Origin of the sequence: Aeromonas sp. 5HA1 (assembly GCF_029237245.1) — a bacterium.
GTDB classification, from domain to species: Bacteria; Pseudomonadota; Gammaproteobacteria; order Enterobacterales; family Aeromonadaceae; genus Aeromonas; species Aeromonas salmonicida.
The window spans coordinates 1-17,674 of the sequence record NZ_JAACFW010000005.1 but is presented as its reverse complement, the minus strand read 5'-3'; the positions used below and the strand labels follow the sequence as shown (position 1 = coordinate 17,674).

Below are 17,674 nucleotides of genomic sequence, written 5' to 3'. Positions count from 1 at the left end.
CGATAATGTGCCCTTCATGGTGCTTGTCTCCACCATCGGTCAGTAAGTCCGCACCTTGGGTGGGAATGCCTCGCGTGTTTTCGGAGACATGTTGACAGCGCGACGGGTCATGGACTCTGTGTCCGGATGATAGAGGCTGTGGCACAGCCAACCCTCATCGTCGCGATCCGGGAAATCGAAGCGACTGTGAGCACCACGACTCTCGGTACGGAAGTTGGCCGCCACCGCGGTGGCGAACGCCGTCTCCATCAGGTTGTCCAGCTCCAGGCACTCGATGCGCTGGGTGTTGAACTCCTTGGAGGTGTCATCCAGACGGGCATTCTTCAGACGCTCGCGGATAAGCTTGAGCTCGGCCAGCCCTTCGGCCATGGCGTCACCTTCACGGAATACGGAGAAGTTGTTCTGCATGCAGGTCTGCAGGTCCTTGCGGATCTGGACCGGGTCTTCCCCATCGCGGGTGTTTTCCCAGCGATTGAAGCGGGCCATGGCAGCGTCGATGTCAGATTCGCTGGCATCGCGACCGTGATCCATCTCGCCCAGGGTATTGACCAGGTGCATACCGGCCGCGCGACCAAACACCACCAGATCCAGCAGAGAGTTGCCGCCGAGGCGGTTGGCACCGTGCACGGAGACGCAGGCTATCTCCCCTACCGCAAACAAACCGACCACAGGAACGTCATTGCCGTCTTTATCCTGGGCCAGACACTGGCCGTTCACGTTGGTCGGCACGCCGCCCATCATGTAGTGGCAGGTCGGGATAATCGGGATGGGCTCTTTGACCGGATCCACGTGGGCGAAGGTGCGAGAGAGCTCGCAGATCCCTGGCAGACGGGATTCCAGCACCTCTTTGCCGAGGTGATCCAGCTTGAGCTTGATGTGCGGGCCCCAGGGACCATCGCAACCACGGCCTTCGCGGATTTCGATCATGATGGAACGAGCCACCACATCGCGACCGGCCAGGTCCTTGGCGTTCGGCGCGTAACGCTCCATGAAGCGCTCGCCATCCTTGTTCAACAGATAGCCGCCTTCACCGCGACACCCTTCGGTCACCAGTACCCCTGCCCCGGCAATGCCGGTCGGGTGGAACTGCCAGAACTCCATGTCCTGTACGCCAACGCCAGCGCGCAGCGCCATGCCGACACCGTCACCGGTGTTGATGTGGGCATTGGTAGTGGACTGGTAGATGCGACCGGCGCCGCCGGTGGCAAGCACTGTGGCCTTGGCCTTGAAGTAGACGACTTCGCCGCTCTCCATGTCGATGGCGGTACAGCCAACGATGTGACCATCCTGGTTTTTCACCAGATCCAGCGCATACCACTCGGAGAAAACGGTGGTCTTGCTCTTGACGTTCTGTTGATAGAGGGTGTGCAGCAGGGCGTGGCCGGTACGGTCAGCAGCAGCCGCAGTACGGGCCGCCTGCTCGCCACCAAAATTCTTGGACTGGCCGCCAAACGGACGCTGGTAAACGGAGCCGTTGTCGAAGCGGGAGAAGGGCAAGCCCATGTTCTCCAGCTCATAGATGGCCTCGGGGCCTGTCTTGCACATGTATTCGATCGCTTCCTGGTCACCGATGTAATCGGAGCCTTTGACGGTGTCATACATGTGCCATTGCCAGTTGTCATCGTGGGCATTGCCCAGCGCAACCGTGATCCCGCCCTGGGCGGAAACAGTATGAGAACGGGTCGGGAAGACCTTGGACAACAGAGCGCAGCTCTTGCCGGATTGGGCAATCTGCAGCGCGGCGCGCATACCGGCACCACCGGCACCAATCACGACCGCATCAAATTCACGAGTTGGAATAGTCACCTTACACACCCCACAGCACGACGAAACCAGTCATCAGATAGACAAACAGCACCACGACCAGCGCAAATTGCAGTGCGCCACGCAGTCCCACCGGCTTGATATAGTCAGTCAGCACCTGCCACAGACCAATCCAGGCGTGGATCAGTACGCACAGCAGGGTCAACAGGGTGAATACCTTGGTGAAAGTTTTGGCGAAAAAGCCGGTCCATACCTCGTAGCTGATGTCATTGAAGGCGACAAAACCAACCAGATAGAGGACGTAAGCCGTCATGATGAGGGCGGTGGCGCGGATCAGGATGTAATCATGAACACCGCTGCGCCCGAATGTTGCAGAATTGGTTACCATACCAGTACCCCCGCCAATAACGCCAAAATCGCGGTGATCACGAAGGCCACACGGGCACTCTGATTACCGGATTCCAGCTCTTCCCAATAGCCCATGTCCATGACCAGGTGACGCAGACCGCCCACAATGTGGTAAGCCAGCGCAGTCAGGATCCCCCACAACACGAATTTGACCAGGAAGTTGTCCATGATGGACACCACTGTTTCAAATCCTTCGGGAGAGGCGAGTGAAGTACCAAGCATCCACAGCAAGATAGAGAGCGCCACAAAGGTGATCACCCCTGAGACACGATGCAAGATGGAAGCGATGGCGGTGACAGGAAAGCTGATCGTCTGTAGGTCGAGGTTTACAGGTCTCTGTTTATTTTTCACGGCTTTGCCCACTCAGCTCCATTGAGCACGTTAGTTATTGTTTTTACACGCTTATGAGGGCACGGAGTGGCATTTGTTAGGTTTTTGTTACCAAAACAACTCGGGAAAGCCAAAAATAACATTTTCAATATCACATCCGGCTTTGCGAAAGCGTTTCAAACACCGACAGCCATCACCCACGAGGCGCAGTATATCGGCGGGCTTAACCAATGACAATCAATTAGCTACAAAGAAAACTCAAAACCGTAAACCAGATCTCACAACTCATTTAACAAATCATTAATGATCATCCAGCAAAATTGACAACGACCCTGAACTCTGTTTCAAATAAGGCGCTCCAGCCGCCCTGGTACGGGTCAGAACCTTTGCCAGCGTCATCAAACTCGTAATAAAGTAGAGCTGGAACCAATTATAAAAGAGCAAAGGAGACGTGCTATGGCTGATAAGATAGCCACCCTACATCTGCCCGGTAAAGACCCGGTAGAACTACCGATCCTGTCAGGGACTGTCGGACCCGACGTGATTGATGTCAGAAAATTGGGCGCGCAAGGGTACTTCACCTTTGACCCCGGATTTATGGCAACCGGTGCTTGTAAATCATCCATTACCTATATCGACGGCGATCAGGGTGTCTTGCTGCACCGTGGTTACCCCATCGCCCAGTTGGCCACCCAGGCCAGCTACCTCGAAGTCTGCTATATCCTGCTGTACGGCGAGGCACCCACCAAGGCGCAGTACACGGAATTCGATCGTCTGGTCACCCGCCATACCATGGTGCACGAACAGATCGCCTTCTTCTTCCGCGGCTTCCGTCGTGACTCCCACCCCATGGCCATCATGTGCGGCGTGGTCAGTGCGCTGTCTGCCTTCTATCACGATGCGCTCGACATCAACAATGAAGAGCATCGCGAGATCTGTGCCTTCCGTCTGCTCTCCAAGATGCCGACCCTGGCCGCCATGTGCTACAAGTACTCCATCGGTCAGCCGTTCATGCAGCCGCGTAACGCCCTCTCCTATGCCGGCAACTTCCTGCACATGATGTTTGGCGTGCCGACCGAAGAGTACAAGGTCAATCCCATCGTCGAACGCGCCATGGACCGCATCTTTACCCTGCATGCGGATCACGAGCAAAACGCCTCCACCTCCACAGTGCGTCTGGCCGGCTCCTCCGGTGCCAACCCGTTTGCCTGTATTGCCGCCGGGATCGCCTCCCTGTGGGGTCCGGCCCACGGTGGTGCCAACGAAGCTTGCCTCAAGATGCTCGAAGAGATCGGCTCGGTGGAACGCATTCCCGAGTACATCGCCAAGGCCAAGGACAAGAACGATCCCTTCCGTCTGATGGGTTTCGGTCACCGTGTCTACAAGAACCACGATCCCCGTGCCCAGGTGATGCGTCAGACCTGTCACGAAGTGCTGGAAGAGCTGCAGATCAAGGATCCGCTGCTGGAAGTGGCCATGGAGCTGGAACGCATTGCGCTGTCCGACCCCTACTTCATCGAGAAGAAGCTCTACCCGAACGTGGACTTCTACTCCGGCATCATCATGAAGGCCATCGGCATCCCCATGTCCATGTTCACCGTGATCTTCGCCATCTCCCGTACCATCGGCTGGATTGCCCACTGGAACGAAATGCACTCGGATCCGGATCAGAAGATCGGTCGTCCGCGTCAGCTCTATACAGGGCAGGCACTGCGGGAATTCACTCCTATCGATCAGCGCTGATGCCCTGAGTCGACATGGTTTGTTACCAAGGCGGTCATTGACCGCCTTTTTATTTGCCGCTCTAATGCCCCTTTTCGATCAAAAGGAGTCCATCATGAGACCACTCTTCCTTAGTGCCGCCCTGCTGCTCACCGCTTGCCAGAGCGCCCCCGCCCCGTCACAAGGGGAAACCCTCTACATCAACAGCCAGCTGATTGACTGTGTCGGTGTCGGCCCCATGCAGTGCATGCAGGTTCGCAGCGATGAACAGCAAGCCTGGAGCCTCTTCTACCAACAGATTGAAGGATTTCAGTTTGAACCCGGCTACCGGTATCGCTTGACCGTCAGCAAGGAGCAGCTCACCGATGTACCGGCGGATGCCCCCTCCCTGCGTTATCGCCTGATCAACATCGTCAGCAAGCAGGCAGCCCGATAAAAGGCTTGCCATCAAAGGCATCGTTTGGAAATGATTGTTCAGTTCCTGGCCGCATTCTGATAGGCTGGCAAACGCACACATTAATTAATCAGCGTACCCAGGCAGTGATGCCCTCTCACTATGATCACGATCCGTACCACCAGGGCCAACGACTGGCCCACTATCATGGCCATTCAGGACGAGTGCTATCAGCAGCTGGATCCTGAGCCCCTCGAGGTCATGAGCAACAAGGCCGACCTGGCTCCCGACTGCTGCTGGGTGGCCGAATATCAGGGCAAGGTGCTGGGTTACCTGCTTTGCCATCCCTGGCAAGCCCACCAGCCACCGTCCCTGTCGGTACGGATGCAGACCCTGGCGGGAAACGACGAGTTCTATCTGCACGATCTGGCCGTCTCAAAGCAGGCGCGCGGCAAGGGCGTTGGCCAGCTGCTGCTGGAGACCGCCCTTACCTTTGCCAGTGAGGAAGGTTATGAACATGTGGGTCTGGTAGCGGTACAGGGCGCGGCTCGCTTCTGGCACAAACAGGGCTTTGTCCCTGCCGCTACACCCAAACCACTGAACGAATATGGTGAAGGCGCCGTTTACATGCGGCGGCCCCTGCCAGATCCTGCTTGAGGGTTACCCCGCTGCCAATAAAAAAGGCGCCTTTCGGCGCCTTTTTTCACATCATCGATTCATCAAGCCTTGAACTTGCTGAATACCAGTGATGCGTTGGTACCGCCAAAGCCGAAGCTGTTGGACATGACGGTATTGAGATCGGCCGCTTCGTACTCGCGTACTATGGGCAGACCTTCGGCCTTCTCGTCCAGAGTCTCGATGTTGATGCTGGGGGCGATAAAGCCATGTTCCATCATCAGCAGGGAGTAGACAGCTTCATGCACGCCAGCAGCGCCCAGCGCATGGCCAGTCATCGCCTTGGTGGCGGAGATCTTGGGGCCCTGGGTGCCAAACAGGGTCTGGATGGCTTCCAGCTCCTTGGTATCACCGACCGGGGTAGAGGTGCCGTGGGTGTTGATGTAATCCACCTTGCCAACACCCTGCATCGCCATCTTCATGCAACGCACGGCGCCTTCACCGCTCGGAGCGACCATGTCGTAGCCATCGGAGGTGGCACCGTAACCGGTCAGCTCGGCATAGATGTGAGCACCACGGGCCAGGGCGTGTTCCAGCTCCTCGACCACCAGAATGCCGCCGCCACCGGAAATAACGAAACCATCGCGGTCGGCGTCATAGGTACGGGACGCTTTTTCCGGGGTGTCGTTGTACTTGGTGGACAGGGCGCCCATGGCGTCGAACTGTATGGTGGAGGACCAATCCAGCTCTTCACCGCCGCCGGCGAAGACCACATCCTGCTTGCCCAGCTGGATCAGTTCCATGGCATGACCGATGCAGTGCGCAGAGGTAGCACAGGCGGAACTGATGGAGTAGTTGACACCCTTGATCTTGAACGGAGTGGCCAGACAAGCGGAGGTGGTGGAAGACATGGTACGCGGCACCATGTAGGGACCCACCCGCTTGACGCCTTTTTCACGGGCGATATCGCAGGACTCCGAGGTGTTCTTGCCGGAGGCACCACCGGAACCGACCACCAGGCCGGTACGCTCGTTGGAGACCTGATCTTCCTGCAGACCGGCATCATCAATGGCCTGTTGCATGGAGAGATAGGCATAGGCCGCAGCGTCACCCATGAAACGCATGACTTTACGGTCGATCAGTTCAGACGGCTCGAGTTTGATGTTACCCCAGACACGGCTGCGCAGGTTGTGCTGCTCGAACTGCTCGGAATAGGTGATGCCGGATTTACCTGCTTTCAGGGAGGCCAGCACTTCTTCCTTGTTGTTGCCGATACTGGAGATGACGCCGATACCGGTGATCACTGCTCTTCTCATTAATTCATCTCGTCTGGAAAAACTGGCGCCAAGTCTACCCGCTTTCGGCTGCCAAACTGGTCTGCTTTCACGTAGAATGCCCGCGTTCTTATGACGCGAGCAGAGGGAAACGTGAGTCAAACATCCTTACATCATGCCCGATTGGACTGGAATGAAGCGGGAACTCCAGTCTCCAGTGACTTCGGGGATGTGTACTTTTCCAATGATAACGGTCTAAGTGAAACCCGCTACGTCTTTTTGCAGCAAAATGGGTTGCCAGCGCGATTTTCGCACCACAATAGTGACAGTTTCGTGATAGGTGAAACAGGTTTCGGCACAGGCCTTAACTTTCTGGCGACAATGAAAGCCTTCCTGGAACAGGCACCCCAAACCGGCAACGGCGCCCGTTTGCACTTCATCAGTTTCGAAAAATTCCCCCTCACCCGTGACGATCTTCACAAGGCGCTGGCCGCCTGGCCCGAGCTTGCCCCCTTCAGCCAGGCACTCATAGCACAGTGGCCACTGCCCGTCCCTGGCTGCCATCGTCTGCACTTTGCGGGCGGCCGTATTCGGCTCGATCTCTGGCTGGGGGACATCAAGGAGATGCTGCCGCAAGTACCTCATGGTGAACAGGGGCTGGTGGATACCTGGTATCTGGATGGATTCGCACCGGCAAAAAATCCCGAGATGTGGACGCAAGACTTGTTCGACGGCCTGGCCCGCCTTGCTCGTCCCGGTGCAACCCTCTCCACCTTTACCAGCGCCGGCTTCGTGCGTCGTGGCCTGATTGCCGCCGGCTTTGCCATGAAGAAGGTCAAGGGCCATGGCAGCAAGTGGGCAATGTTGGCAGGCGAGCGGGTAGACAAGAGACCACAGCGCACCATTGCCCCCTGGTATGCCAGACCGGCGGGGCGAGGCGGCGAGGTAGTGATCATCGGCGGCGGCATCGCCTCTGCCATGACTGCGCTCTCTCTGGTAGAGCGGGGCCGCAAGGTCACTCTGCTTTGCGAGGACAATGAACTGGCCACCGGTGCCTCCGGCAATCGACAGGGGGCACTCTATCCCCTGCTCAACGGCGAGCACGATGCCTTGTCACGCTTTTATTCACTGGCCTTCGGCTATGCACGCCAACGGCTGCTGACCCTGGCCGAGCGCCATCCCATCGCCTTTGATTTATGCGGTGTGGTGCAACTTGGCTATGACGACAAATCCACCGCCAAGCTGGCCAAGATGCAACTGGGCCCCTTCCCGCCCGCGTTGATGCGCCCGCTGACGACCGTTGAAGCCGAACAGGAATGTGGTCTGCCCTCGGGTCATGCCGGGGTCAGCTATCCGCTGGGGGGCTGGCTCTGTCCGGCCGACCTCACCCGCGCAGCAATAAAGGAAGCGCTATCAAGCGGTCTGCTGCAAGTGGAGTACGATTGCCCTGTCACGGCTGTTCATGAGCAAGTGGATGGCTGGCTGGTTGCAAGCCGTGAGGGTCGTCAATGGCAGGCCCCCAATCTGGTAGTGGCTGCCGGTCATCAGTTGCCAGCCCTGATCCCCTTTGCCGAGCTGCCACTCTATCCGGTGCGCGGTCAAGTGAGCCATGTACCGACCACCGCAACCCTGAGCCAGCTCAAGACGGTGCTCTGTTACGATGGCTATCTCACGCCAGCCCATAATGCAGAACACTGCATCGGCGCCAGCTATGGCCGCAATCAGAGCACACAGGCATTCAGCACAGAAGAACAAGCTCAGAACCAGTCTCGACTGCAAGTCTGCCTGCCGGAACAGGCCTGGCCAGCAGAGGTGGATGTAAGCAGCAATGAGGCCAGAGTCGGCGTGCGCTGCGCCAGCCGGGATCACCTGCCGGTGGCAGGGCCAATCGCCAGGTTGGCAGGGTTGGCGGATCACTACGCCCAGCTTCAGCGTGATCAGCAAAACGCTGCACCACTGCCGCTTAATCCGGGCCTCTACGTGCTGGGGGCACTCGGTTCGCGGGGCCTGTGCTCGGCGCCTCTGTGCGGCGAACTGCTCGCCAGCGAGATCTGCGGCGATCCCTTGCCACTGGCCACCGACCTGCTGGAAGCGCTTCATCCTGCCCGCTACTGGATACGCAAACTGCTCAAGGGCAAGCCCCTCAATTAGCCCATTGGTGCAGCTGACGGCTTGGATACAATAAAAACGGGCTCCCCGATGGGAGCCCGTTTTATCGCTTGTCATGCATGTCGATGTGCTAGATGCCTTTGGGCCAGACCAGCCCAAGTTTGCGGCCATGATCGGTCTGCTGCTGCAACAGAGTGAAACGCTCACGGGAGCTGGCAAGCACCTCCTGCCCCTGTTGCCAAGCCTGATATTGCAAGGCGGCGCAATCACGCGCCACCGGCAGTTGTACCAACTTGATGCCTAGCAGGCTGACGCTCTCCAGCAATATGTCCTTGTGACGGCTCTCGTAGTCGAACATGGCCCCCACCAGCGCGTCCCACTTTTGCCGCTCGGCGGCGGAAGCTCTGGCCTTGTCCATCCAGTTCGGCACCATCACCTTGATGCGGGTCATGACCTTGACCTGTTCCAGCTCGCAGCGGCTCACCCCGGGGCGGGTCTGCAGTTGCCAGGAAAGTTGGTAACTGGCCATGCCGATATGGCCTCTGGCCTGGGCAGGCCCCTGTTTTGCTATCTGCCGGGCCACACTGGCGACATCCTGCCCAAAAACCCGATAAAACTGGAAATCCACCTTGATATCCGGCTCCACCTTGATGCCGGCATAATGCGACGTTTCGGCCCCGACCGTAGCAGCATGGAGCAAGAGTGCCACCATGAAAACTTTGCTGACCATGCCCATTTATGCTGCCTTGACCTCGTTGATGACTGGAGTGTTATTTTAATTAATAATCAACGTATTAATAGACGAAACAAGAGATTAACCGCGTTCCCGTCGGCAGTCATCTACTCCCGTCACAAAGACTATGTGCCAGCCAGACAAGTCGCAACCCCGCGTCCCCATTGATTTGCAAGCGAGATCACAAGTGATGACCAACATCATGGTGAGTTACCCCTTATTAGATAATAATCGCCGAGTTTTCTGTTGATGCTTTCCGCAATTGACCAGATTAACCACCAAGTTAACCCATGAAATGCATCCACCTTCATTTCGTACTCAGGAACTCACTCTATGATGGAACTCCTTATTGGTACCCTGGTCACCCTGACCGTGGGGCGCTACATCTTCAAGGGCTACTCGGCCACCGGGGTACTGCTCAGCGGCGGTTTGCTGCTGCTGACCATTACCGCCCTGATGGGCAAGACGGTGCTGCCCGCCAGCGTCACCTCCACCGGCCATGTCGCCACCGATATCTTCGAATATGTGCGCTTCCTGCTGGTGGATCGTGGCGGTGGCCTGGGCATGCTGATCATGGTGCTGTGCGGTTTTGCCGGCTACATGAGCCACATCGGCGCCAACACCATTTTGGTGAAGCTGGCCAGCAAGCCGCTCGGCATCATCAAATCCCCCTACATACTGCTGGTGGCCGCCTATCTGGTCGCCTGTGCCATGTCGCTGGCGGTGAGCTCTGCCACCGGTCTGGGCGTACTCTTGATGGCCACCCTGTTCCCGCTGATGGTCAACATGGGGATCTCCCGTGGCGCCGCAGCCGCTGTGTGTGCTTCTCCGGCCGCCATCATTCTGGCGCCCACCTCGGGTGACGTCGTGATGGCCGCCCAGGCCGCCAACATGGAGCTGCTCGACTTTGCCTTCAAGCTGACCCTGCCCATCTCGCTGGTGGCCATAGCCGCCATGGCGGTCGCCCACTTCTTCTGGCAGCGTTATCTGGACCAGAAATCGGGCGAGCACAACGAGCCTGTCGCACCGAGCGATCTCATCACGGATGCTCCCGGCTTCTACGCCATACTGCCGTTTACCCCCATCATCGGCGTGCTGCTGTTTGACGGCAAAGTGGGCCCCAAACTCGACATAGTGACCATCATCGTCATCTGTCTGGTGCTGGCTGCCTTGCTGGAGCTGGTGCGCAAGCGCAATGGCAAGGATCTGCTCGACGGTCTGCAGGTATGCTGGCGCAGCATGGCTGACGCCTTCGCCGGCGTGGTCATGCTGCTGGTGGGGGCCGGTGTATTTGCCCAGGGTCTGATGGGGCTGGGCTTCATCGCGAACCTCCTGGATCTGGCCCAGAGCTTTGGCACCGGCGGTATCGTCATCATGCTGGTACTGGTGGTCATCACCACACTGGCCGCCTTTACCACAGGCTCCGGCAATGCTCCCTTCTACGCCTTCGTGGAGCTGATCCCGCACCTGGCCACCAGCCTCGGCGTCAATCCCGCCTATCTGGTCATCCCTATGCTGCAAGCCTCCAACCTGGGTCGCACCATCTCGCCCGTCTCCGGCGTGGTGGTTGCCTGTGCGGGCATGGGCAACCTCTCCCCGTTCGAGGTGGTCAAACGCACCTCGGTACCGGTCGCCGTCGGCCTGGTGGTGGTGATCCTCGCCACCCAGATCATGGTTCCCGCCTGAGATCTGCGTGGGACCAACGGGATTCCCTGAGCAGGCTCCCGCTTGGTCCTTCTCTTCCCTTACTAGCCCGGCGTCCTGCCGGGCTAGTATCTTCCCCCGAGGTTGGAGTAGACTCGGTGCTCTTTTTCTCTAAGGAGGACCGAGATGAGTATTACGGTTCAACTTGCCCATTTCAGTGACTGCCACTCCCATTTCGATGGCGCCCCCATGCGCTTCTTCCCTGTTGGCGAGTCAGAATGGCGCACCCCGTGTGGCGGCTATGCCCGCATTCTTACCAGACTCACCGCCCTGCGCCAGCAGGCTGATGCGGCGGGCCAGACCTGCCTGTTCCTGCACGGTGGCGATACCTTTCAGGGGTCACTCTATTTCAACCGCTTCAAGGGACGGGCCAATGCCGACTTGCTGAGCCTGTTGCGACCCGATGCCATGGTGATCGGCAATCACGAGTTCGATCTGGGCAACGGTCCTCTGGTGGAATTTTTGCGCCAGCTCGATTTTCCCGTGCTGGCCGCCAACCTCGACAGCAGCCAGGAGCCGGCCGATACCCCGCTGCGCCTGCAGGGCCTGCCCATGCTTCATGATGCCAGCCGTCCCTGGCACAAACGCATCATAGACGGCGTCCCCTTTGCGCTGCTTGGCATCACGCTGCCGCAGATGGCCGCCATCGCCAATCCGGATCCCCATACCCGCTTTCATGGTATCGATGACACCCTGACCGCCGCGATCGGCGAGATCAAGGCTGCGGGCATCCATCACATTATTTTGCTTAGCCACCTGGGACGGGAGCAAGACAAGCGCCTTGCTGCCCGCTTTCCGGAACTGAGCCTCATCATTGGCGGCCATACCCACAGTCAACTGGGGGATCTCGCGCCCTTGGGGCTCGAGAGCGATGGCAGTTATCCGTTGATGGTGAACGACGTGGCTATCCTCCATGCCGCCCACAGTGCGCTCTGCCTGGGGGTATGCGAGCTGGAGTTTGATGCCCGCGGACGTGTGAGTCGCAGTCAAGGCCAACTGGAATGGTTGCCCTGGCAACCCTGGCCGTTTGCCTCAGAGCCCCCTGCCGGGCTGAACTTCTGCGAGCCGGCCCCCGAGCTCGAGCAGCATCTGGCCAAACGCTACCGGCCCGAGCTCGAGACCATGACCCAGCGCATCGTGACCCATCTCGCCGGGCCGCTCCATCATCAGCGCCTGCCCGATGCCAATCTGCCCGCCGGCAGCCAGGTTGCTCCGCTTGTGGCCCACGCCATGCTGATCGGTGCCCGCGAACAGGTTGGTCAGGTGGATTTCGCCCTGCACAATGCAGGGGGGGTGCGCTGCTCCCTGGAGCCGGGCCCCTTGAGCGAAGCAGACATCGCAGGTCGCCTGCTCCCGTTTGCCATCCCCCTCACCCTCTACCGGGTGCATGGCCATGAGCTGGCAGAGGCGCTGGAAGGCGCCATCGACAACGCCACCAACAACGGCGTGACGGGCAATGGTAACGGCAGCTTCCCCTACACAGCCGGGATGCGCTTCTGTTATCAGGCTGATCGTCCCAAGGGGGCCAGGATCACCCGTCTGGAGTGGGAAAGCGCGCCAGGCTGCTGGCAGCCAGTCGAGGCAGACGCCATCTATCGGGGAGTATCCAGTGCCTATACCGCCTCCGGCAAGGAGGGCTACACGGCGTTGGCTCGCACCCTGACCCAGCACAATCAGGAGCTCGGCATTACGCTGGCGGATGCCTTCATCCGCTGGGCCCGTTATCTGCCCGAACTCGCCCCCCTGCCGGAGCTGGTGGAGTATCACGGCCCTCACGCCATGCCGTGAGTCGGCGGGTAAGGGACTCACGTTACCGCTTCTCCTTCCTGTGTCAGAAAAAGTGCCGCTTTCTTGCCGGGAAGCGGCACTTTTGCAAATTATTTCAAGCACATTACCCTCGCCCATTGCATAGCGCAGTCAGGCTCGGCAAGATAGGCCCGCTTTCGAGACTTCCCAGCAGGAACAGGTCACCCATGAATCATGCCATCCGTTTTACCGCTCCTCGTGTCAATCCGGGCCTGAGGCCGCTAGTCATCCTGCTCACCGGTCTGCTGGCCTTGCTGTTTTGTCTGCGCAATCCGCTGTTTCATGGCATGGCCCCCGGTTTCGATGCCTCGTTGTTTGCGGTGATGGGCAAGATGTGGAGCGAAGGGGGCGTGCTCTATCGGGACATGATCGACATCAAGGGCCCCATGATCTTCGCCCTCGATGCGCTCGGTTATCATATGGGCGGTTTCTTCGGGATCTGGCTGCTGGAATGGGCGCTCTGCTGGCTCGGTCTGCTGGCCAGCTGGCAGGCATTCGCTCAGCTTGGCCTCTCCCTGCGCGCCCGCCTCGGCACCATGCTGGCAGTGCTGGCGCTCTACAGCACCCGCTATTACTACGGCAACATGACAGAGGACTGGACATTCCACCTGGCCCTCATCGCCCAGTGGGCCTTCATCACCATGCTGCTGGACAAACGCTTCAGCTGGGGCCCAGCCCTGGTGGCGGCGCTGACCTTTGCCATTGTGGCCTGGATGCGCACCAACAACGGCGCCTTCTGGGGCGCCTGGTATCTGGTGCTGTTCTGCCACTGGTGCCTGCGCGAACAGTGGCGCTGCGCCCTCGCCCTGCTCTTTTCCAGCCTGCTGGGTCTGGCCCTGATTGGCGGCCCCCTGTTCGCGTACTTCCAGCACCACAGCCTGCTGGCCGAATTCAAGTATTACGCCTTCGACATCTTCTTCGAGGGCAGCTACGGCACAGGCTTCTCGCCGGATGTGGGCAGCGTCGGCCTGCTGCGTACCGGCCTCATCATGCTGCTGCCCGCCTTCATCGTCCTGATGATGGGCCGGCGTCAGGAGTGGTATCTGCCCGCCCTGTGCGCCACCCTGTTTGGCGTGATCTTTACCCTGATTGCCAACTCTGTCTCCGGCCATGTGTTTGATCACTACGACGTTCTCTATCTGCCGCTGGCCCTGCTGCCGCTCGCCTGTCTGCTCGATCGCAGCGAACAGCAGGCCGATGGTCTCGGCCTGCTCTGCATCTCGCTGGTGGTGCTGACTGCCAGCTGGCTGCTGGCCCAGCAGCTCGGTTATGGCTGGAGCACCAAGGAGTGGTCGCTGGAACGAGTACGGGAAGTGCTCGGCAACAGCCTGCTGTGGGCCTTGCCCGTGCTGATCCTGGTGCCCCTGTGGCGCGCCTGGGATGTGCGCAGTGCCACCCCCTGGCTAGCCTCGCTGGCCATGCTTGCCCTGTTGCTCAACAACGCCTGGGAGGGCAGCCTGAAGGGCAAGCCGTTCAACCCGCCAGCCCAGGTGCGGGTCGACCGAATCAAGGCCGAAACCGGCCCGACCGACAAGATCTGGGTCGATGGCATTCAGCCGCAATACTATCTGTGGACCGATCGCCAACCAGCGTCGGCCTACCTCTTCTTTGCCAACGTCAATCCGCCCTACGATGTGCGTGAGCGGGTGCTGGCCGACATCAAGCGCCAGAGCCCCAAGTTCATCATCGCCAAACCAGAGCGGGTTGCAGACGAGCTGAAAAAACCGACAACCCCATCCAGTCTCGCCTTCTATCAATATCTGGTGAGCCAGTATGAAGAGGTGGATCCGGGTCTCTATCGCAGGCGCTGATCCCGCTCCATCGCCGAAAAGGGCCGTCATTGATCGCAGTGACGGCCCTTTTGTTTGGGCAGACGACCCGTTTCGGGCAAGCGCAAGCTCTATCCAAGCCGACGCGGGATGACTACAATGGCGCTCTTTTTTTGATGTGACGAGTGACAAACCATGGCGGAACTGACCTATCTCGGGGGCTACCCGGACCAGCTCAAGGCCCAGGTACAACAGCTGATCGCGGCGGGAAAGCTCGGCGACATGCTGGAAAAACGCTACCCGGGCAGTCACCTGATCCAGAGTGACAAGGCATTGCTGGGTTACACCATGGAGTTGAAGAATCGCTACCTCAAAAGCTCGGCACCCCTTTCCAAGGTGATCTTCGACGGCAAGATCAACGTGATCAAGGATGCCCTCGGTCTGCACACCTACGTCAGCCGGGTGCAAGGCAACAAGCTCAAGGCCAAGAACGAGATCCGCATCGCCGCCCTGTTCAAGGAGGCCCACCCTGCCTTTTTGAAGATGATAGTGGTACACGAGCTGGCCCACCTGAAAGAGAAGGATCACAACAAGGCCTTCTACCAGCTCTGTCAGCACATGGAGCCGGACTATCATCAACTGGAGTTTGATCTCAGGCTCTGGCTTACCTGGCGTGACCTTGAGCGTGCCGCTCGCTGATCGATAGCCGTTTCAAGGAGGAAACATGATCTCATTTCGCCGTCCCCCGTTGCCGCGCCCCCGTTCCGTCGTGTTCAAGGGATGGCTGACGGGAGTGTGGATCATGATGGCGCAGCTACTGGCGCTGCCCCTCACTGCCGCCGAGCGCTGGCAGAGCGATGCGTATCTCATCGACAGCTTTTTCGAAGTCGCCATGAAACGGGAGTATGGCGAGGAGCAGAACGTGCGATTTGCCCGCTGGCAACAGCCCATCCGCCTCAAGCTCATCAACGAGTTTGGCGACAAGCAGCTGCAAACCGAAGTGGTCAAGATCCAGAGCCAGCATCTGGCTGGCATCATAGGCCGCCCCATCACCCTGGTGAACGACAAACCCAACATCACGCTCATCATGACCGAACGTGCCCGGATGGCGAGCTGGGCCAAACGGACCATGGGCCAGGGTGCAGCCATCACGACGGCGCTCAAGGAGGGACTGTGCATGGCCAATTTCGCCATCAATGCCCGTTACGAGATAGCGCGCGCCACCATCATCATTCCCGTGGATTACAGCCGCGCCAAGGGACGTTTTCTCGACTGCGTGGTGGAAGAGCTCACCCAGGTGATGGGGCTACCCAACGACTCGGACAAGGTGTTTCCCTCCATCTTCAACGACAACAGCATCGACAGCTTCCCCACCGGACTCGACTATGTGCTGCTCAAGCTCGCCTATCACCCTGCCCTGCACGCCGGCATGACGGCCGCCGAGGTGCGCGCCGCCCTGCCTGTCGCCATCAAGGCACTTCGCGCCAATGGCGAGATAACCCAGGCCGATCAGAGAGTGCAGGTCAACAGCCTCAAACGGTGGGCCGGATTGTAAGCGCATCTGTCTTCAGCAGAGGCTAAACAGTGCGAGTCGCAACATAGCCAGATACAGAAAACGCAGCCCAGGGCTGCGTTTCATTTGATCCGATAATCCGGTTTCAGGCCTGGCCAGCCTTATTTACGCTCACGCGGTTGCCATCGCGCCTCAGGAGGCGGCGTTTTCCGGCATCCAGCTGTCGGCGTTCTCCCACACCTCCTGCACCATGGCTTCCGCCAGCTCCTTGTCTTCCTTGCTGGCACGGCTGACCGTCATCGCCATGGCGCCGCCCGGCGCGACCCGCACATGCAGGTCGGGGAACTTCTCGCCCAACTGCTTGAGCAGCTCCTGACGCAGCGCCTCCATGGTAGTGGTGGGGATCTGATGTTTCTTGTCGATGATGATTTCCAGACGCATAGGATAAGTCTCCATGATTTATAACTGTATTTTTATACAGTAAAAATCAAAAGTAAAGGAGGGATTATCTGCTTCCCCAAGCAGGCCTTCAATCAAAGTTGCAGTGACGTCGCAGATAACCTGTTTTCCTTCTCCCGGGCGGCTCATACCCGCCCGTTTTATGCTCCATGCCCCCTTCATCTACCCTGATAGCGCCCTAAAAAATAGTTGATATTCATTCTCAACAGGAGCATGATTTAATTGTTATAAGATAACATACCAATTCATAGAGCGAGTATCATGCGCCCCAACATTCACCCCGAATACCGTCAGGTCCTGTTTCACGATCTGACCGCCAACACCTATTTTCTGGTGGGTTCCACCCTCAAGACAGATCGCACCAAATTGTGGGAAGACGGCAAGACCTATCCCTATGTGACGCTGGATGTCTCCAGTGCCTCGCACCCCTTCTATACCGGCAAGCAGAAGCAGATCGGCAAGGAGGGTCAGGTCGCCCGCTTTGGTCAACGTTTCGGCCAATTCTTCAACAAAGGAAAAGACAAGTCATGAAAGTGCTCTCCTCCCTCAAATCAGCCAAGTCCCGCCACCCGGATTGCCAGATTGTCCGTCGCCGCGGCAAGCTGTTCGTGATCTGCAAGAGCAATCCCAGATTCAAGGCCCGCCAGCGCTGAGCAAGTCAATCCCTTCACTGACCCTCCGGTCGAAGGGCAATAGAGAAGACACCGGCTTGAGGCCGGCGTCTTCTTCACCATGGGTTTAACGCAGATCAGAGCAGGTGAACGGAGGCGGTGTTGGTGGTACCGCTCGGTACCAGGGCACCGGAGACCATGACGACCACGTCACCCTTCAGACCCATGCCGCTTTCCAGCGCCGCTTCTTTGCCGATGCGATAGAAATCGTCGGTAGAGGCAATGCTGTCAACCACGTGAGTCACCACACCCTTGGTCAGAACCAGTTGGGCTGCAGTTTTCTTGTTGGTGGTGATGGCCAGGATCCAGGCTTGCGGGAAGTACTTGCGAATGGCCTTGGCAGATTTGCCGCCTTCGGTGGCGACCACGATCAGCGGGGCGTCCAGCTTCTCGGAGGTCTCGA

Annotated in this window: 18 protein-coding genes; 11 read left to right on the top strand and 7 right to left on the bottom strand. The window is 58.7% G+C overall.

Annotated features, from left to right (window positions below; translation table 11 throughout):
* Positions 1-39: 39 nt before the first annotated feature.
* From sdhA to sdhC, 3 genes are read right to left on the bottom strand one after another with little or no spacing between them, the layout of a single operon-like run.
* Entirely contained in the window at positions 40-1,806 is a 1,767-nt protein-coding gene (sdhA, locus tag GWQ27_RS06090; RefSeq protein ID WP_034524204.1) for a succinate dehydrogenase flavoprotein subunit, read from the bottom strand.
* 1 nt (position 1,807) lies between these two features.
* Entirely contained in the window at positions 1,808-2,152 is a 345-nt protein-coding gene (sdhD, locus tag GWQ27_RS06085; protein ID WP_005310895.1) for a succinate dehydrogenase, hydrophobic membrane anchor protein, read from the bottom strand.
* Complete coding sequence (sdhC, locus tag GWQ27_RS06080) at positions 2,146-2,535, bottom strand: succinate dehydrogenase cytochrome b556 subunit (protein WP_275906912.1); 390 nt, start codon at positions 2,533-2,535, stop codon at positions 2,146-2,148. Before sdhC ends, sdhD begins: the two co-directional genes overlap by 7 nt.
* A 423-nt stretch (positions 2,536-2,958) precedes the next feature.
* Between sdhC and GWQ27_RS06075 the strand changes: the two genes are divergently transcribed.
* From GWQ27_RS06075 to GWQ27_RS06065, 3 genes are all read left to right on the top strand, one after another.
* A complete protein-coding gene (locus GWQ27_RS06075; protein WP_159166252.1) occupies positions 2,959-4,245 on the top strand; it encodes a citrate synthase in 1,287 nt (428 codons plus the stop codon).
* A gap of 94 nt (positions 4,246-4,339) precedes the next feature.
* Positions 4,340-4,660 (top strand): DUF4377 domain-containing protein, encoded by a 321-nt coding sequence (locus GWQ27_RS06070; RefSeq protein WP_058394625.1) that lies wholly within the window; start codon positions 4,340-4,342, stop codon positions 4,658-4,660.
* A 120-nt stretch (positions 4,661-4,780) separates the two neighbouring features.
* A complete protein-coding gene (locus GWQ27_RS06065) occupies positions 4,781-5,275 on the top strand; it encodes a GNAT family N-acetyltransferase (protein ID WP_155603723.1) in 495 nt (164 codons plus the stop codon).
* Between the two features lie 62 nt (positions 5,276-5,337).
* Here GWQ27_RS06065 and fabB read toward each other — a convergent pair whose 3' ends face one another.
* Positions 5,338-6,549: a beta-ketoacyl-ACP synthase I gene (gene fabB / locus GWQ27_RS06060; protein WP_058394627.1), complete on the bottom strand. Its 1,212-nt coding sequence runs from the start codon at positions 6,547-6,549 to the stop codon at positions 5,338-5,340.
* Between the two features lie 90 nt (positions 6,550-6,639).
* On the opposite strand from fabB, the gene mnmC reads away from it, so the two are divergent.
* Complete coding sequence (gene mnmC, locus GWQ27_RS06055) at positions 6,640-8,658, top strand: bifunctional tRNA (5-methylaminomethyl-2-thiouridine)(34)-methyltransferase MnmD/FAD-dependent 5-carboxymethylaminomethyl-2-thiouridine(34) oxidoreductase MnmC (RefSeq protein ID WP_275906911.1); 2,019 nt, start codon at positions 6,640-6,642, stop codon at positions 8,656-8,658.
* An 88-nt stretch (positions 8,659-8,746) separates the two neighbouring features.
* Here the strand turns inward: mnmC and GWQ27_RS06050 are convergent, their stop codons facing one another.
* On the bottom strand, positions 8,747-9,346 hold the full coding sequence (locus GWQ27_RS06050; protein WP_192896017.1) for a DUF922 domain-containing protein: 600 nt from the start codon (positions 9,344-9,346) through the stop codon (positions 8,747-8,749).
* A 336-nt stretch (positions 9,347-9,682) separates the two neighbouring features.
* Here GWQ27_RS06050 and dcuC point away from each other — a divergent pair, with 336 nt between their 5' ends.
* The 5 genes from dcuC to GWQ27_RS06025 all read left to right on the top strand — a co-directional run bounded on the left by dcuC (position 9,683) and on the right by GWQ27_RS06025 (position 16,183).
* A complete protein-coding gene (gene dcuC / locus GWQ27_RS06045) occupies positions 9,683-11,035 on the top strand; it encodes an anaerobic C4-dicarboxylate transporter DcuC (RefSeq protein WP_059114290.1) in 1,353 nt (450 codons plus the stop codon).
* A 144-nt stretch (positions 11,036-11,179) separates the two neighbouring features.
* Positions 11,180-12,841 (top strand): bifunctional metallophosphatase/5'-nucleotidase, encoded by a 1,662-nt coding sequence (locus GWQ27_RS06040; protein WP_275906910.1) that lies wholly within the window; start codon positions 11,180-11,182, stop codon positions 12,839-12,841.
* Between the two features lie 185 nt (positions 12,842-13,026).
* A complete protein-coding gene (locus GWQ27_RS06035; RefSeq protein ID WP_059167568.1) occupies positions 13,027-14,670 on the top strand; it encodes a hypothetical protein in 1,644 nt (547 codons plus the stop codon).
* A gap of 153 nt (positions 14,671-14,823) precedes the next feature.
* A complete protein-coding gene (locus GWQ27_RS06030) occupies positions 14,824-15,327 on the top strand; it encodes a M48 family metallopeptidase (RefSeq protein WP_169046239.1) in 504 nt (167 codons plus the stop codon).
* 25 nt (positions 15,328-15,352) lie between these two features.
* On the top strand, positions 15,353-16,183 hold the full coding sequence (locus GWQ27_RS06025) for a DUF2927 domain-containing protein (protein WP_169046240.1): 831 nt from the start codon (positions 15,353-15,355) through the stop codon (positions 16,181-16,183).
* 150 nt (positions 16,184-16,333) lie between these two features.
* Here GWQ27_RS06025 and GWQ27_RS06020 read toward each other — a convergent pair whose 3' ends face one another.
* Positions 16,334-16,582, bottom strand: coding sequence for a DinI family protein (locus GWQ27_RS06020; RefSeq protein WP_021140432.1), 249 nt, complete (start codon positions 16,580-16,582; stop codon positions 16,334-16,336).
* A 279-nt stretch (positions 16,583-16,861) separates the two neighbouring features.
* Between GWQ27_RS06020 and GWQ27_RS06015 the strand changes: the two genes are divergently transcribed.
* Both GWQ27_RS06015 and ykgO read left to right on the top strand, forming a co-directional pair.
* On the top strand, positions 16,862-17,131 hold the full coding sequence (locus GWQ27_RS06015; protein WP_021140431.1) for a type B 50S ribosomal protein L31: 270 nt from the start codon (positions 16,862-16,864) through the stop codon (positions 17,129-17,131).
* The gene (gene ykgO / locus GWQ27_RS06010; protein ID WP_005300174.1) at positions 17,128-17,253 is read left to right on the top strand and encodes a type B 50S ribosomal protein L36; all 126 of its coding nucleotides are present in this window, start codon (positions 17,128-17,130) and stop codon (positions 17,251-17,253) included. Before GWQ27_RS06015 ends, ykgO begins: the two co-directional genes overlap by 4 nt.
* 95 nt (positions 17,254-17,348) lie before the next feature.
* Here ykgO and GWQ27_RS06005 read toward each other — a convergent pair.
* Positions 17,349-17,674, bottom strand: a 326-nt coding sequence (locus GWQ27_RS06005; protein WP_275906909.1) for a pyruvate kinase alpha/beta domain-containing protein, incomplete at its 5' end; no start/stop codon positions are given.

Bases quoted from the DNA above. Each gene is read 5' to 3' on its own strand.
- fabB (WP_058394627.1), bottom strand. From the start codon at position 6,549: ATGAGAAGAGCAGTGATCACCGGTATCGGCGTCATCTCCAGTATCGGC.
- ykgO (WP_005300174.1), top strand. From the start codon at position 17,128: ATGAAAGTGCTCTCCTCCCTCAAATCAGCCAAGTCCCGCCACCCGGAT.
- GWQ27_RS06050 (WP_192896017.1), bottom strand. From the start codon at position 9,346: ATGGTCAGCAAAGTTTTCATGGTGGCACTCTTGCTCCATGCTGCTACG.
- GWQ27_RS06025 (WP_169046240.1), top strand. From the start codon at position 15,353: ATGATCTCATTTCGCCGTCCCCCGTTGCCGCGCCCCCGTTCCGTCGTG.
- GWQ27_RS06030 (WP_169046239.1), top strand. From the start codon at position 14,824: ATGGCGGAACTGACCTATCTCGGGGGCTACCCGGACCAGCTCAAGGCC.
- GWQ27_RS06020 (WP_021140432.1), bottom strand. From the start codon at position 16,582: ATGCGTCTGGAAATCATCATCGACAAGAAACATCAGATCCCCACCACT.
- GWQ27_RS06040 (WP_275906910.1), top strand. From the start codon at position 11,180: ATGAGTATTACGGTTCAACTTGCCCATTTCAGTGACTGCCACTCCCAT.
- GWQ27_RS06075 (WP_159166252.1), top strand. From the start codon at position 2,959: ATGGCTGATAAGATAGCCACCCTACATCTGCCCGGTAAAGACCCGGTA.
- GWQ27_RS06070 (WP_058394625.1), top strand. From the start codon at position 4,340: ATGAGACCACTCTTCCTTAGTGCCGCCCTGCTGCTCACCGCTTGCCAG.
- mnmC (WP_275906911.1), top strand. From the start codon at position 6,640: ATGACGCGAGCAGAGGGAAACGTGAGTCAAACATCCTTACATCATGCC.
- GWQ27_RS06015 (WP_021140431.1), top strand. From the start codon at position 16,862: ATGCGCCCCAACATTCACCCCGAATACCGTCAGGTCCTGTTTCACGAT.
- GWQ27_RS06065 (WP_155603723.1), top strand. From the start codon at position 4,781: ATGATCACGATCCGTACCACCAGGGCCAACGACTGGCCCACTATCATG.
- GWQ27_RS06035 (WP_059167568.1), top strand. From the start codon at position 13,027: ATGAATCATGCCATCCGTTTTACCGCTCCTCGTGTCAATCCGGGCCTG.
- sdhD (WP_005310895.1), bottom strand. From the start codon at position 2,152: ATGGTAACCAATTCTGCAACATTCGGGCGCAGCGGTGTTCATGATTAC.
- dcuC (WP_059114290.1), top strand. From the start codon at position 9,683: ATGATGGAACTCCTTATTGGTACCCTGGTCACCCTGACCGTGGGGCGC.